This is a genomic window from Rhizobium sp. Leaf453 (genome assembly GCF_001425605.1).
In the GTDB taxonomy this organism is placed as follows: Bacteria; Pseudomonadota; Alphaproteobacteria; order Rhizobiales; family Rhizobiaceae; genus Pararhizobium.
Genome location: NZ_LMRG01000001.1, coordinates 339,514 through 353,360, shown reverse-complemented (window position 1 = coordinate 353,360; position 13,847 = coordinate 339,514). Strand labels below are relative to the sequence as shown.

The 13,847-nt window shown below is 60.4% G+C and carries 14 protein-coding genes; 9 read left to right on the top strand and 5 right to left on the bottom strand.

The features are described from left to right. The first annotated feature begins 18 nt into the window (after nucleotides 1-18). Nucleotides 19-726 (top strand): glutathione binding-like protein, encoded by a 708-nt coding sequence (locus ASG68_RS01745; protein WP_062583626.1) that lies wholly within the window; start codon nucleotides 19-21, stop codon nucleotides 724-726. Between the two features lie 94 nt (nucleotides 727-820). Continuing rightward, nucleotides 821-2,038, top strand: coding sequence for an NAD(P)/FAD-dependent oxidoreductase (locus ASG68_RS01740; RefSeq protein WP_062583627.1), 1,218 nt, complete (start codon nucleotides 821-823; stop codon nucleotides 2,036-2,038). An 11-nt stretch (nucleotides 2,039-2,049) separates the two neighbouring features. On the opposite strand, the gene ASG68_RS01735 is transcribed toward ASG68_RS01740, so the two are convergent. From ASG68_RS01735 to groES, 3 genes are all read right to left on the bottom strand, one after another. Beyond that, nucleotides 2,050-2,499 (bottom strand): hypothetical protein, encoded by a 450-nt coding sequence (locus ASG68_RS01735; RefSeq protein ID WP_062583628.1) that lies wholly within the window; start codon nucleotides 2,497-2,499, stop codon nucleotides 2,050-2,052. 607 nt (nucleotides 2,500-3,106) lie between these two features. Continuing rightward, nucleotides 3,107-4,750 (bottom strand): chaperonin GroEL, encoded by a 1,644-nt coding sequence (gene groL, locus ASG68_RS01725; protein WP_062583630.1) that lies wholly within the window; start codon nucleotides 4,748-4,750, stop codon nucleotides 3,107-3,109. A gap of 66 nt (nucleotides 4,751-4,816) precedes the next feature. Continuing rightward, nucleotides 4,817-5,110, bottom strand: coding sequence for a co-chaperone GroES (gene groES, locus ASG68_RS01720; RefSeq protein ID WP_062583631.1), 294 nt, complete (start codon nucleotides 5,108-5,110; stop codon nucleotides 4,817-4,819). A 268-nt stretch (nucleotides 5,111-5,378) separates the two neighbouring features. Here groES and ASG68_RS01715 point away from each other — a divergent pair, with 268 nt between their 5' ends. The 6 genes from ASG68_RS01715 (at nucleotide 5,379) to ASG68_RS01695 (ending at nucleotide 9,969) form a co-directional block, all read left to right on the top strand. Beyond that, nucleotides 5,379-6,212: a chromate resistance protein ChrB domain-containing protein gene (locus tag ASG68_RS01715; RefSeq protein ID WP_062583632.1), complete on the top strand. Its 834-nt coding sequence runs from the start codon at nucleotides 5,379-5,381 to the stop codon at nucleotides 6,210-6,212. After that, complete coding sequence (gene chrA, locus ASG68_RS01710) at nucleotides 6,205-7,566, top strand: chromate efflux transporter (RefSeq protein WP_062583633.1); 1,362 nt, start codon at nucleotides 6,205-6,207, stop codon at nucleotides 7,564-7,566. The genes ASG68_RS01715 and chrA overlap by 8 nt, the downstream gene beginning before the upstream one ends. 123 nt (nucleotides 7,567-7,689) lie before the next feature. Next, nucleotides 7,690-8,538: a TIGR01459 family HAD-type hydrolase gene (locus ASG68_RS01705; protein WP_062583634.1), complete on the top strand. Its 849-nt coding sequence runs from the start codon at nucleotides 7,690-7,692 to the stop codon at nucleotides 8,536-8,538. Next, the gene (locus ASG68_RS31060; RefSeq protein WP_156373780.1) at nucleotides 8,514-8,690 is read left to right on the top strand and encodes a hypothetical protein; all 177 of its coding nucleotides are present in this window, start codon (nucleotides 8,514-8,516) and stop codon (nucleotides 8,688-8,690) included. Before ASG68_RS01705 ends, ASG68_RS31060 begins: the two co-directional genes overlap by 25 nt. Nucleotides 8,691-8,704: 14 nt before the next feature. Next, nucleotides 8,705-9,685 (top strand): bifunctional riboflavin kinase/FAD synthetase, encoded by a 981-nt coding sequence (locus ASG68_RS01700; protein WP_062583717.1) that lies wholly within the window; start codon nucleotides 8,705-8,707, stop codon nucleotides 9,683-9,685. A 44-nt stretch (nucleotides 9,686-9,729) separates the two neighbouring features. After that, the gene (locus ASG68_RS01695; protein WP_062583635.1) at nucleotides 9,730-9,969 is read left to right on the top strand and encodes a BrnA antitoxin family protein; all 240 of its coding nucleotides are present in this window, start codon (nucleotides 9,730-9,732) and stop codon (nucleotides 9,967-9,969) included. Nucleotides 9,970-9,975: 6 nt separating this feature from the next. On the opposite strand, the gene ASG68_RS01690 is transcribed toward ASG68_RS01695, so the two are convergent. After that, complete coding sequence (locus ASG68_RS01690; protein ID WP_062583636.1) at nucleotides 9,976-10,173, bottom strand: type II toxin-antitoxin system HicA family toxin; 198 nt, start codon at nucleotides 10,171-10,173, stop codon at nucleotides 9,976-9,978. Then, entirely contained in the window at nucleotides 10,173-10,424 is a 252-nt protein-coding gene (locus ASG68_RS01685) for a DUF1902 domain-containing protein (protein WP_062583637.1), read from the bottom strand. Before ASG68_RS01685 ends, ASG68_RS01690 begins: the two co-directional genes overlap by 1 nt. Nucleotides 10,425-10,768: 344 nt before the next feature. Here ASG68_RS01685 and ileS point away from each other — a divergent pair, with 344 nt between their 5' ends. Next, nucleotides 10,769-13,711, top strand: a complete 2,943-nt coding sequence (gene ileS, locus ASG68_RS01680; RefSeq protein WP_062583638.1) for an isoleucine--tRNA ligase — start codon at nucleotides 10,769-10,771, stop codon at nucleotides 13,709-13,711. The last annotated feature ends 136 nt before the right edge of the window (nucleotides 13,712-13,847 follow it).

Below are 13,847 nucleotides of genomic sequence, written 5' to 3'. Positions count from 1 at the left end.
ACCCCCGAGGAGTTCTCCATGGCCGATCTGTCCGCTTTCCCGATCACCACCCGCTGGCCCGCACAAAACCCCGACATCATCCAGCTCTATTCCCTGCCGACGCCGAATGGCGTCAAGGTTTCGATCGCGCTCGAAGAGCTCGGCCTTGCCTATGAGCCCCATCTGATTTCCTTCGGCACCAACGACCAGAAGTCGCCCGAGTTCATCTCCCTTAATCCGAACGGCCGTATTCCGGCGATCATCGATCCCAACGGCCCGAACGGCAAGCCGATCGGCCTGTTCGAATCCGGCGCCATCCTCGTCTACCTCGCCGAAAAGACCGGCAAGCTCATCCCGGCCGATCCGGCGGCGCGGTATGAAACGCTGTCCTGGATCATGTTCCAGATGGGCGGCGTCGGGCCGATGTTTGGCCAGTTCGGCCATTTCTTCAAATTCGCCGCCGACAAGGTCGCCAACAATTCCTATCCGATGGAGCGTTACCGCGACGAATCCAAGCGGCTGCTCAGCGTGCTGGAAGCGCGGCTGGAAGGCCGCCAATGGCTGATGGGCGACGAATACACGATCGCCGATATCACCACCTTCCCGTGGATCGAAGGCGCCCGCAAATTCTATGGCGGCGGCGATGTTCTGGAATATTCGAGCTTTCCGAACGTGATGGCCTGGGTCGATCGCGCCCTGGCCCGCCCGGCGGTCCAGAAGGGTTTCGATATCCCCAAGCGCGACTGATCGCGCCATCCACTGCCGTCCGCCCGAGTTGACGAAACTCGGGCGGACAGGCTACGTCTGGGGAAAAGAAGCTTTCTTGACGGGTGGAACAAAAGTGGCAGGCAGACTTGTTGTTGTGGGCGGCGGTCAGGCCGCCTTTGCTTTGGTGGCCAAGCTCCGGGCCTTGAAGGACGAACGTCCGATCACGGTCATCGCGTCCGAAGCCAGCCACCCTTACCAACGACCACCGCTTTCCAAGAAATACCTTCTGCGCGAAATGGATCTCGATCGCCTGCTGTACCGGCCCGAAAGCTGGTATGGAGAACACGATATCGACATCCGCCTCTCCACCTCCGTCACCGGCATCGACCGCGACAGGAAGACTGTCACCCTCAGCGACGGTTCGACGCTGGAATACGCAGATCTGGCGCTGGCAACCGGCTCGACGCCACGCAAGCTGCCGGCCAGTGTCGGCGGCGATCTCGCCGGCGTCTTCGTCGTGCGCGATTTCACCGATGCCGACCGGCTCGCCGAGGAGATGAATCCCGGCAAGCATGCGCTGATCATCGGCGGCGGCTATATCGGTCTCGAGGCCGCTGCGGTCGCTCGCTCCAGCGGGCTGGATGTCACCGTCATCGAAATGGCCGACCGGATCCTGCAGCGCGTGGCGTCGGCGGCGACGTCAAATCTTGTCCGCAACATTCACACGTCGCGCGGTGTCGATATCCGCGAAGGCGCAGGCCTCGTTCGCTTGGTGGGTACGGATGGCCGGGTGACAGCGGCCGAGTTGACGGATGGCACGACCATTCCGGTCGATCTGGTGATCGTCGGCATCGGTGTCACCGCCAATGACGCGCTTGCCGGCGAGGCCGGGCTCGAAATCGCCAACGGCATTGTCGTCGACCAGTTTGGCCGCACCTCGGATCCGCATGTCTACGCGATGGGCGACTGCGCCGTGCAGCCGTGGAAGGATATGCGCATAAGGCTGGAATCGGTGCAGAACGCCGTCGATCAGGCCGAAGCCGTCGCGGCCCTGCTTGCCGGCGGCGAGGCACCCTATGAGCCGAAGCCTTGGTTCTGGTCGGATCAGTATGACGTCAAGTTGCAGATCGCTGGCTTTGGCCTGGGCCACGACGAAACGGTCGTGCGCGCCGGCCAGCGGGAAGGCAGTGTCTCGGTCTGGTATTTCATGGGCGGCAAGCTGATCGCCGTTGACGCGCTCAACGATGCCAAGGCCTATGTAACGGGCAAGAAGCTCATCGATCTCGGCCTCACACCGGACCGGGCAATCCTCGAAAATCCGCAGGCGGATTTGAAGACATTGCTGCCGTAGCAGGCATCATCTTACTGGTGGATGTTGAACAGCCGACCCTTCGTTTCCAGCTGGAAACGGGGGAAGAAAAACACGCCCAGCATCGAGCCTGAATAACGCTGTTCCAGTCCGCTGGATTCGCCGACGCAAAAGACCGGCTGCTTCTGCCCGGAGGAAAGGCTGATCGTCGTCGAGAAGCAGAAGGATGAGGATATCGTCGCAGCCTGTTCGAACAGTTCGAGCACATGGTTGCGGTCTGCACTGTCGTAGCAGCGGACGAGATTCAGCAGGCCACATTCCGGCTGCTGCAGACCATGCATGGCGGCCGCGCTGTCGCCGAGCCGAAACAGGCCGTTCGACAGGTCACCCGACCATCCCTCGGAAAAACAGAATTGCCCCAACAGGTCCTGCCCGCTCTCGCCCATGGCAAAAGAACCGGGACCGGGAACCGGTGAAAGGCCTGTTCTTGCAATCTTAAACAAAGTCCACCCCAGCATATGCACGAAATTCGAAGTTCATTCAGCCGCTCCCGTCAAAGGGAGCGCAAGAAACGATTTCCATTTTGCAGCAAAGACTTAGTCGAGCGGAGTTCACGTCACGCTGTTTTGCGGCTGCAAGTTATAGAAAACGCAACTACCAAGTCTTGTCCGGTTATCTGCGGAAGACGAAGCAAATTGTATCCGAGGAAAATCTATACGCTTTATGGTTCGGGATCAAAGTGATGTTGGGCACACAGTTAATAGAGAAAATTTGACTGATCTTATTGTCAAACGTTCCGGCCTTTAAATCCCCGTGAATCTCAGGTTCACTTGGGCGCTGTTATAGTTGCTTTTGTATCCGCTTCAATGGTGTTTCGAGAAATATTTCTCGCGTCCGGTCTGCATCACTGAACCACCGCATTGTGGAACAATCGCGGCGATGCAATCAGAAACAGATTCGTGCCCGGTTCGGCAATGGGGCAAATGCCGTAGCTGGCGGCCATTTTCGGGACGATAGAGCGCCCGAAACGAAAAAGGCGGACCTTGCGGCCCGCCTTTTCCTCATTCCAAAGCTTGGAAGTGGTCATTCCGTAATAAGGCGGATGCCTTATTACATCATGCCGCCCATGCCGCCCATGCCACCCATGTCCGGCATGCCGCCGCCAGCCGATTCCTTCTTCGGCAGTTCAGCGATCATGGCTTCCGTGGTGATCAGCAGCGAAGCAACCGAAGCTGCGTTCTGCAGAGCCGTACGGACAACCTTGACCGGGTCGACGATACCCATGGCGATCATGTCGCCGAATTCGCCGGTCTGGGCGTTGTAGCCGAAGTTGTCGGTGTTGCTTTCGAGGATCTTGCCGACGATGATCGAGCCTTCGTCGCCTGCGTTTTCAGCGATCTGGCGCACCAGCGACTGAAGTGCCTTGCGGATGATCGAGATACCGGCAGTCTGGTCGTCGTTTGCACCCTTAAGGTCGAGAACGATCGAGGCGCGCAGCAGGGCGGTACCACCACCAGGAACGATACCTTCCTGAACGGCAGCGCGCGTTGCGTTCAGCGCGTCGTCGATACGATCCTTCTTTTCCTTCACTTCGATTTCGGTCGCACCGCCAACGCGGATGACGGCAACGCCGCCAGCGAGCTTGGCAAGGCGTTCCTGCAGCTTTTCGCGGTCGTAGTCCGAAGTGGTTTCTTCGATCTGGCCCTTGATCTGCGCGACGCGGCCTTCGATTTCAGCCTTCTGGCCGGCACCGTCGACGATCGTCGTGTTTTCCTTGGAGATCGAAACCTTCTTCGCACGGCCGAGCATTTCGAGCGTGACGTTTTCGAGCTTGATGCCGATGTCTTCGGAGATGACCTGGCCACCCGTCAGGATCGCGATGTCTTCCAGCATGGCCTTGCGGCGGTCGCCGAAGCCCGGAGCCTTGACGGCAGCGATCTTGAGGCCGCCACGCAGCTTGTTGACGACGAGCGTAGCAAGTGCTTCGCCTTCGACGTCTTCCGAGATGATCAGGAGCGGCTTGCCGGTCTGAACGACGGCTTCCAGAACCGGGAGCATGGCCTGCAGGTTGGAGAGCTTCTTCTCATGGAGAAGGATGTAGGCGTCTTCCAGCTCGGCAACCATCTTTTCCGGGTTGGTCACGAAGTAGGGCGAGAGGTAGCCGCGGTCGAACTGCATGCCTTCGACGACTTCCAGCTCGGTGTCGGCGGTCTTGGCTTCTTCAACCGTGATGACGCCTTCATTGCCGACCTTCTGCATCGCTTCAGCGATGTACTGGCCGATTTCCTTTTCGCCGTTGGCCGAGATCGTGCCGACCTGGGCAACTTCGTCCGACGTCGAGATCTTCTTTGCCTTGGCAACGAGGTCCTTGACGATAGCCGAAACAGCGAGGTCGATGCCGCGCTTCAGGTCCATCGGGTTCATGCCGGCTGCAACAGCCTTGCCGCCTTCGCGAACGATGGCCTGGGCGAGAACGGTTGCGGTCGTGGTGCCGTCGCCGGCGATGTCGTTGGTCTTCGAAGCAACTTCGCGGACCATCTGGGCGCCCATGTTCTCGAACTTGTCTTCCAGTTCGATTTCCTTGGCGACGGAAACGCCGTCCTTGGTGATGCGCGGAGCGCCGAAGGACTTGTCGATGATGACGTTACGACCCTTCGGGCCGAGCGTGACCTTCACTGCGTCTGCGAGGATGTCGACGCCGCGCAGCATCTTTTCGCGCGCGGTGCGGCCGAACTTAATTTCTTTGGCTGCCATGATAAAAACTCCCGGGCTGATGCCCAATTGGTTTTCTGGAATGTGTGAAGCGGGTACCGGCTAAAATCAGCCGATGATGCCCATGATGTCGGCTTCCTTCATGATCAGAAGGTCTTCGCCGTTGAGCTTGACTTCGGTGCCCGACCACTTGCCGAACAGAACGCGGTCGCCAGCCTTGACGTCGAGAGCGATCAGGGCGCCCTTGTCGTCACGGGTGCCGGTGCCGACGGCGACGATTTCGCCTTCCTGCGGCTTTTCCTTGGCGGTGTCCGGAATGATGATGCCGCCCTTGGTCTTGGCTTCGGATTCAACGCGACGAACGACGACGCGGTCGTGCAGCGGACGGAAATTGGTTGTCATTGTCTAATCCCTCGATCAAATGACTTCACGGATCGTCATGCGACCCGATGGATGGATGTTAGCACTCCTATTGTTTGAGTGCTAGCGGCTTGCAGATAGGGGTGGCCGCGAGATGAGTCAAGGATGAGGCGGAGCGTTTTTTTTAATCAAAACGTCGATTGACTCGATTTCCCGTTTTTTGTTTAACGGACCCATGGGGTCTGCGAATACCCCACGAGGCGTCATGCCAGAATTTCGCGTCCATTCTTTCCAAAAAAGGGACGTAATCATGGCCTCGTACAATTCCATTTCCGTTGAAAAACTTGCTCGACTTGCCGGCATCCCAAAGGGACCGATTGTCATCGACGTGCGCGACGACGATGATTTCGCCGCACGGCCGGCTCTGCTGCCTGCTTCGACGCGCCGACCCTATGCCACCGTGTCGCAGTGGGCAGCCGACTATCGTGGCCTTTGGGTCGTCGTCGTTTGCCAGAAGGGCAAGAAGCTCAGTGAAGGTGTCGCCGCCTGGCTGCGGCATGCCGGAGCGCAGGCGGAAAGTCTCGAAGGCGGCCTAGAGGCCTGGGCTGCAGCCAGTCTCCCGCTGGTGCCGATCTCGGCGATTCCCGGAAGCAACACCGGAGGTGGCTCGGTCTGGGTCACCCGCTCCCGCCCAAAGATCGATCGCATTGCCTGTCCCTGGCTGATCCGCCGTTTCGTCGATCCCGCCGCATCCTTTCTTTTCGTCGCCGCCTCCGAGGTCGAAGCGGTCGCCGACCGTTTCGGCGCGACGCCTTTCGATGTGGAAGGTGTCTTCTGGAGCCACCGCGGAGAAGAATGCACTTTCGACACGATGGTCTCGGAGTTCGGTCTGAACTTTCCGGCGCTACAGCGCCTTTCCCTGATCGTGCGTGCCGCCGATACAGACCGGCTTGATCTTGTGCCCGAGGCGTCCGGCCTGCTTGCGGCTTCCCTTGGCCTGTCGCGCATGTTTGCCGACGATCTCGAACAGCTCGATGCTGGCCTGATTCTCTACGACGCCTTCTATCGCTGGGCCCGGGACGCCACGCAGGAAAAGCATGAATGGGTATCGCATGTCTCAAGGAAGGGCCGGGAAAATGAATGAGGCCGTCACCGCTTTTGCGCCGCCACACCCGTCGTTCGTTGAGGCAACGAAAGTCTGGGCGAAGATCGGACTTCTGAGTTTTGGCGGCCCCGCCGGGCAGATTGCCCTGATGCACAAGGAACTGGTGGAGGAGCGGCGCTGGATTTCCGAAAGCCGGTTCCTGCATGCGCTGAATTTCTGCATGCTGCTGCCCGGGCCGGAAGCGCAGCAGCTCGCCACTTACATCGGTTGGCTTCTGCACGGCTCGCGTGGCGGCATCGTCGCCGGCCTGCTGTTCATCCTGCCGGGCTTTTTCGTCATTCTCGGAATGTCATCGGCCTATGCGCTGTTTCATCAGACGGACTGGCTCTCCAGCCTGTTCTTCGGCCTGAAGGCAGCGGTGCTGGCGATCGTTGTGGAGGCTGTCATCCGGGTCGGCCGGCGAGCGCTGAAGACGCAGTTTGCGCTGGTGGTCGCGGCACTCGCCTTTGCCGCGCTCTTTCTGTTCGATCTGCCGTTTCCGCTGGTGGTGCTGGCCGCCGGTATTGCCGGCTATGTTGCCAGCCGGATGCAACCTGCCGCCCACCGTACCGCAGCGGCTGCGAAGCAGATCATGGCCGACAAGCCCTCGGTCATTGATGCCAATATGCCGGATATCGCCTCCAGTTGGGCGCGTACCGGCCGTATTCTTGGTCTCTGGCTGGCTCTGTGGATCGCGCCTTTCGTCCTGATTGCCGGTGCGATCGGCTTCGGCAATGTCTATCTCGCCATCGGCCTGTTCTTCTCGAAAATGGCGGTGGTGACCTTCGGCGGCGCCTATGCCGTGCTGGCCTATGTCGCGCAGCAGGCGGTCGAGACCTATCATTGGCTGAAACCCGGCGAGATGCTCGATGGTCTGGCGCTCGCCGAGACGACGCCGGGGCCGCTGGTGCTCGTCCTGTCCTTCGTAGGCTTCATGGCCGCCTTCAGAGCACCACTCGGCCTCGATCCGCTTGCGGCGGGTATGCTCGGTGCGACGCTTGCTACCTGGGTCACCTTCGTGCCTTGCTTCCTGTGGATCTTTCTCGGCGCGCCCTATGTCGAAACCTTGAGGAACAACAGGGCGCTGTCGGGCGCCTTGTCGGCAATCTCCGCCGCCGTCACCGGCGTCATCCTCAATCTCGCCGTCTGGTTCGGGCTGCATGTGCTGTTTGCCGAGGTGGCAAGGGTTGAGGCTGGGCCGTTGTCGCTGCCGTTTCCCGTCTGGCAGAGCTTCCAATGGGGCGCCTGCCTGCTGACGCTTCTGGCCGTCGTTCTGCTCTTCGGCCTCAAACGCGGGATCGTGACGACGCTTTCGATCTGTGCCGTGGCGGGGTGGCTGATCGGCAAATTTTAGGAACCGGGCATCCCCGAATGCCCGAAACCTTGGGATTCGGTTGCCACTTTCGGCATCCAGTCTTGTGTTTTTTCCGCCTGCCTGCCATGTCAGCCCGACCAATTCTTTCTGCGGGAAGCCAGCATGGCCGTTCGGATCAACAGTTTTCGCGACATTGCCAGCCGCTACGACGTCGTCCTGTGCGATGTCTGGGGCGTCCTGCACAATGGCGTTGCGGCCTTCAAGGAAGCCTGTGAGGCGCTGACCGAAGCGCGTGCCAGGGGTCTGACCGTCGTCCTCATCACCAATTCGCCTCGTCCGCATCCCGGTGTCATCGTGCAGATCCGCGGTCTTGGTGTTCCGGATAGCGCGTATGATCGCATCGTCACCTCCGGCGACGTGACCCGCGCGCTGATCTCGGCTGGCCCGAAGAAGATCTATTTCATCGGCGCCGAGCGCGACCTGCCTTTGATCGAAGGGCTGGGCGTCACCATGGCCTCGTCCGAGGACGCCGAGATAATCGTCTGCGCCGGTTTCTTCGATGACGAGACGGAGACCGCCGAGGATTACCGCGCGACGCTCGCGGGCATGGCCAAGCGCAAGCTGCCGCTGATCTGCGCCAATCCCGATCTTGTCGTCGAGCGCGGTCACAGGCTGATCCCCTGCGCCGGTGCCATCGCCAAGGTCTATGAGCAGCTGGGCGGCGAAACCCGCATTTCCGGTAAGCCGCATGTGCCGATCTACCGTGCCTCGCTGTCCGAGGCGAAGGCGGCGCGGGGCAGCTTCGACCTGTCGCGGGTGATCGCGGTCGGCGACGGCATGCCGACCGACGTCAAGGGCGCACAGGATTTCGGCCTCGATGTCCTCTATATCAGTGCCGGTATTCACGCCGCCGAGTATATGACGGGCGAGAAGACCGACGAAGGGAAGCTGACGGCCTTCCTGAAAAACGAGGGCGCCACGCCGAAATGGTGGATACCGAGACTGGCTTAGTGGCGGCGGCGCGCTACAGCATGTCTCCCGAAAGTGGTCACCGGTTTCGGGATCAAGACATGCGCAAAAAACAAAAGGCGAAAGCACAGGAAGCGAATCTGAAAGATTCCGACGTGCTTGAGCACTGGCCGATCGAATGGCAGAAGAGATGACTGGCGTGACGGATATGACGGTTTTCCATCGCAACGAGACCCGCGAACCCCTGCCGCAGGCGCTGCGCGGCGGCGTCATCGCCATCGGCAATTTCGATGGCGTCCATCGCGGCCACCAGTCGGTGCTGAACCGTGCCCTGGAAGAGGCGAGCGCGCGCGGCGTTCCGGCGCTCGTCCTGACCTTCGAACCGCATCCGCGCACCGTCTTCCGGCCGGATCGCCCGGTGTTCCGTCTGACGCCAGCGCCGCTCAAGGCGCGCATCCTGGAAGGCATGGGCTTTTCCGCCGTCATCGAATATCCGTTCGATCGCACCTTCTCCGAACTGTCCGCCTCCGATTTTATTCGCTCGATCCTGATGGACTGGCTGCATGCCAGCCATGTCGTCACCGGTTTCGATTTCCATTTCGGCAAGGGCAGGGAAGGCGGCCCGGCATTCCTGATGGCCGCCGGTGGCGAAAACGGTTTCGGCGTCACGCTCGTCGATGCCTTCCGTGATGAAAACGCCTCCGTCATCTCATCCAGCCATGTCCGCGGCCTGCTGGGCGAAGGCGACGTCGTGCAGGCGGCCGGCATGCTCGGTTATCGTTATACGGTCGAAGCCGAGGTAATTGGCGGCAAGCAACTCGGCCGCACGCTTGGTTACCCCACGGCGAACATGCAGCTGCCGCCGGAAGTCGAGTTGCGCAACGGCATCTATGCCGTCCGATTCCGCTGTGCCGATGGCGTCATCCATAACGGCGTCGCCAGCTTCGGCAAGCGCCCGACAGTGGACAGCAACGGCACCGCGCTGCTGGAAACTTTCGTGTTCGATTTCTCCGGCGATCTCTATGGCCAGGTCTGTTCCGTCTCCTTCTTCGGCCATCTGCGCGACGAGCTGAAATTCGATGGCCTTGAGCCGCTGGTGGTGCAGATGAAACAGGACGACGCCGAGGCGCGCGCCCTTCTGTCGGGCGTGCAGGCCCTGAGCGACATCGACCGGCATATCGCATTCTGAACCGATGGGTCGGCATGCTGCCGCCCCCTACAGAGGATCACATCATGGCCACCACGCCCCGCCGCCCCGTCAGCGCCATGGACGCCGCCGAAGCCCTGTTCAAGCCCGCGAAGAAGGCACCTGCGCCTGCCGTCGAAAAGCGTGCTTTGCCGGAAACCAAGGAACAGGCCTCCCTGAAACTCGACAGCTCCGTGCTGCAGTATTTCCAGGACGACGGCCCCGGCTGGCAGGACCGCATCAACGATGTTCTGCGTGCTTTCGTGGCGGCAAATCCGAAGGACTAGGCGACCTCAGAGCTTGCGATCGGAGCCAGCTGTCTTCAGGATGCCGTTGGCGGTGTGCCGGCTTTTCAGGTTACGTGGGACAAGAACGAGTTTTCCCGTTTCGAGGGATCGCCACTTCTCGTGCGAACCTTTGGCATTCGTCTGATATTCGTATCCGAGAGCGAGAAGAATGTCGCAGACGACCTTGTAGTACCCTTCTGCCACTATGCCGCCGCCGGGATATCTGGTCTTTGCCAGAGAATGGCCGGAATGAGATCGCGTAACGGTGTGTCGGCAAGATCGGGCGCGCTGATATGATTTGCCACGATCAGGTCGATTGCCGTGTCGAACATCACGTCTTCGAACTGCTCGACCGTATCGGCTTCGATATGCAGGCCTTCGATGTCGCTTTCCGAGTAAAAGACCTTGGCGTCCGCATCCCAGAGCGCTTTCACAAAAAATGTCCGTTTGACCATATCATGCTCCCGCAACAGATCGTTTTGTTCGGAAACGATCCTCGCAATGTTATCACAGGAAGAACCAACAGTTCCATCCGCTGATCATAGCCCCCATCCTTGTTCGAAACTTTGGCGTTTTCATCTTCCTTTTCGCCCGAAAACCGCTTAAACAACCGGCCACCATGACCCGATATCGTCGATTGATACGTGATCTGCGAATTATTGGCCCGGCCTTCCCAGCGCTTTGATAGCCGCCGGAAGGTCCGGGTTTTCGGCGTTCCGGCGGAGCGCCACCGTTATCCCCTTGAAGATATCCCGTTCGCACGCGCGGCGACACGCGCTCAACAGTGATTGCAAAAGCTATGACCGAAACTGCCGAAAAGCTCGATTATTCCAAGACCCTCTATTTGCCTGAAACCGAATTCCCGATGCGCGCCGGCCTGCCGCAGAAGGAGCCGGAAACGGTTGCCCGCTGGCGCCAGATGGACCTCTACAAGAAGCTGCGCGCCTCCGCCGCAGGCCGCGAAAAGTTCGTCCTGCATGACGGCCCGCCCTATGCCAACGGCAACATCCATATCGGCCACGCGCTGAACAAGATCCTGAAAGACGTCATCACCCGCTCGTTCCAGATGCGTGGGTTTGACTCAAACTATGTTCCGGGCTGGGATTGTCACGGCCTGCCGATCGAGTGGAAGATCGAGGAAGAAAACTACCGTTCCAAGGGCAAGCCGAAGCCTGACCTGAAGCAACCGGCCGCGATGATCGAGTTCCGCAAGGAATGCCGCGCCTATGCCGAAAAGTGGATCAAGGTGCAGGGCGACGAGTTCCAGCGTCTCGGCATCGTAGGGGATTTTGACAATCCGTATCTGACGATGAACTTCCACGCCGAAAGCCGCATCGCCGGCGAACTCCTGAAGATCGCCATGAGCGGCCAGCTCTATCGCGGCTCGAAACCGATCATGTGGTCGGTCGTCGAGCGCACCGCGCTGGCGGAGGCCGAGGTCGAGTATCACGACTACGAGAGCGATACGATCTGGGTGAAGTTCCCGGTTGAAAGCGTTGCGACAATTGGCGAGCCTGCGCAGGCTGCGTCCTACATGGATGATCTCCGTGGAGCCTACGTCGTTATCTGGACGACTACCCCGTGGACGATCCCAGGCAACCGTGCCATCGCCTATTCGCCGAAGGTCGCCTACGGCCTCTACGAAGTCACGGCTGCCGAGAACGATTTTGGCCCGCGCCCGGGCGAAAAGCTTATCTTTGCGGATGCGCTTGCTGAGGAATCTGCGGCCAAGTCCAAGCTGACCTTCAAGCGCCTCCGCGATGTCTCGGCTGACGATCTGGCCGCCATCACCGCAGCTCACCCCCTTCACGGCCTCGGCGGCGGCTACGACTACACCGTCCCGCTCCTCGCCGGCGACCACGTCACAGACGATGCCGGTACCGGCTTCGTCCACACCGCCCCATCCCACGGCCGCGAAGACTTCGAAGCCTGGATGTCGTCCGTCAAGGAACTCGAAGCCCGCGGCATCGACACCCGCATCCCGTTCCCGGTCGACGATAGCGGCACTTACACCGCCGACGCCCCCGGTTTCGAAGGCGCGCGTGTCATGGACGATAGCGGCAAGAAGGGCGATGCCAACGACCGCGTCATCAAGGCGCTGATCGAGCGCAACGCGCTGTTCGCCCGCGGCCGCCTGAAGCACCAGTATCCGCATTCCTGGCGCTCGAAGAAGCCGATCATCTTCCGCAACACGCCGCAATGGTTCGTCTACATGGACAAGGACCTCAAGGACGGCACGACGTTGCGCACCCGTGCGCTGGGCGCCATCGACGACACCCGCTTCGTGCCCGCCGGTGGCCAGAACCGCCTGCGCGCCATGATCGAGCAGCGGCCGGACTGGGTGTTGTCGCGTCAGCGCGCCTGGGGCGTGCCGATCTGCGTCTTCGCCGATGAGGAAGGCAATGTCCTGCAGGACGAAGATGTCAACAAGCGCATCCTGGAAGCCTTCGATGCCGAAGGTGCCGATGCCTGGTTTGCCGAAGGCGCCAAGGATCGCTTCCTCGGCAACGGCCACGACCATGCCAAGTGGACTCAGGTCATGGACATCCTCGATGTCTGGTTCGATTCTGGCTCGACCCACACCTTCACGCTGGAAGACCGTCCGGACCTGAAATGGCCGGCCGACGTTTATCTGGAAGGTTCCGACCAGCACCGCGGCTGGTTCCACTCCTCGCTGCTTGAGTCGGCTGCCACCCGCGGCCGCGCACCCTATGACACGGTCGTCACCCATGGTTTCACCATGGACGAGAAGGGCCAGAAGATGTCGAAGTCGCTTGGCAACGTCGTGTCGCCGCAGGACGTGATGAAGGATTCCGGCGCCGATATCCTGCGTCTCTGGGTCATGACCACCGATTATTGGGAAGACCAGCGCCTCGGCAAGACGATCATCCAGACCAACGTCGATGCCTATCGCAAGCTGCGCAACACCATCCGCTGGATGCTCGGCACGCTGGCGCACGACAAGGGCGAGGAGATCGCCTATGCCGAGCTTCCGGAACTCGAAAAGCTGATGCTGCATCGCCTGTTCGAGCTCGATCAGATGGTGCGCGAAGGCTATGACGCGTTCGAGTTCAAGAAGATCGCCCGTGCGCTGATCGATTTCGCCAATATCGAACTGTCGGCCTTCTATTTCGACATCCGCAAGGATACGCTCTATTGCGACGCGCCGTCCAGCCTGCGCCGCCGTTCGGCCCTGCACGTGATCCGCAAGATCTTCGATTGCATGGTCCTGTGGCTTGCGCCGATGTTGCCCTTCACCACCGAAGAGGCATGGCTTTCGCGTGATCCGTCGGCGGTCTCGGTGCATCTCGAACAGTTCCCGGATGTCCCGGCCGAATGGGAAAACGCCGCGCTCGACGAAAAGTGGGTCAAGATCCGCAAGGTTCGCTCGGTCGTCACCGGCGCCTTGGAAATCGAGCGCAAGGACAAGCGTATCGGCTCCTCGCTGGAAGCTGCGCCGGTCGTCCATGTCAACGATCCGGAACTGCTGAACGCACTCGAAGGCCAGGATTTCGAGGAAACCTGCATCACCTCCGGCATCACGGTCGTGGCGGGCGAGGGGCCGGCTTCGGCCTTCCGTCTCGATGACCTGTCGACTGTCAGCGTCGAGCCGGTGCTGGCCGAAGGTGTGAAGTGCGCCCGTTCCTGGCGCATCACCGCCGATGTCGGCTCGGATGCCGCTTTCCCGGATGTGTCGGCGCGTGACGCGGCGGCCCTTCGCGAGCTTGGCTACGCTTCTTAAGGGATTGTTTACCGGGTGAATTGCGCTTTTGCGGCTCATCCGGTAAAACCTGCCTGAAATTTGGCGGATTTATGCGTTATGGGGCGCAACAATGCCGCTCGTTATCGGTCGTGCCGGCACCGCTGGAAGGGTTTTC

Bases quoted from the DNA above. Each gene is read 5' to 3' on its own strand.
- ASG68_RS01745 (WP_062583626.1), top strand. From the start codon at position 19: ATGGCCGATCTGTCCGCTTTCCCGATCACCACCCGCTGGCCCGCACAA.
- groL (WP_062583630.1), bottom strand. From the start codon at position 4,750: ATGGCAGCCAAAGAAATTAAGTTCGGCCGCACCGCGCGCGAAAAGATG.
- groES (WP_062583631.1), bottom strand. From the start codon at position 5,110: ATGACAACCAATTTCCGTCCGCTGCACGACCGCGTCGTCGTTCGTCGC.
- ASG68_RS01715 (WP_062583632.1), top strand. From the start codon at position 5,379: ATGGCCTCGTACAATTCCATTTCCGTTGAAAAACTTGCTCGACTTGCC.
- chrA (WP_062583633.1), top strand. From the start codon at position 6,205: ATGAATGAGGCCGTCACCGCTTTTGCGCCGCCACACCCGTCGTTCGTT.
- ASG68_RS01705 (WP_062583634.1), top strand. From the start codon at position 7,690: ATGGCCGTTCGGATCAACAGTTTTCGCGACATTGCCAGCCGCTACGAC.
- ASG68_RS31060 (WP_156373780.1), top strand. From the start codon at position 8,514: ATGGTGGATACCGAGACTGGCTTAGTGGCGGCGGCGCGCTACAGCATG.
- ASG68_RS01700 (WP_062583717.1), top strand. From the start codon at position 8,705: ATGACGGTTTTCCATCGCAACGAGACCCGCGAACCCCTGCCGCAGGCG.
- ASG68_RS01695 (WP_062583635.1), top strand. From the start codon at position 9,730: ATGGCCACCACGCCCCGCCGCCCCGTCAGCGCCATGGACGCCGCCGAA.
- ASG68_RS01685 (WP_062583637.1), bottom strand. From the start codon at position 10,424: ATGGTCAAACGGACATTTTTTGTGAAAGCGCTCTGGGATGCGGACGCC.
- ileS (WP_062583638.1), top strand. From the start codon at position 10,769: ATGACCGAAACTGCCGAAAAGCTCGATTATTCCAAGACCCTCTATTTG.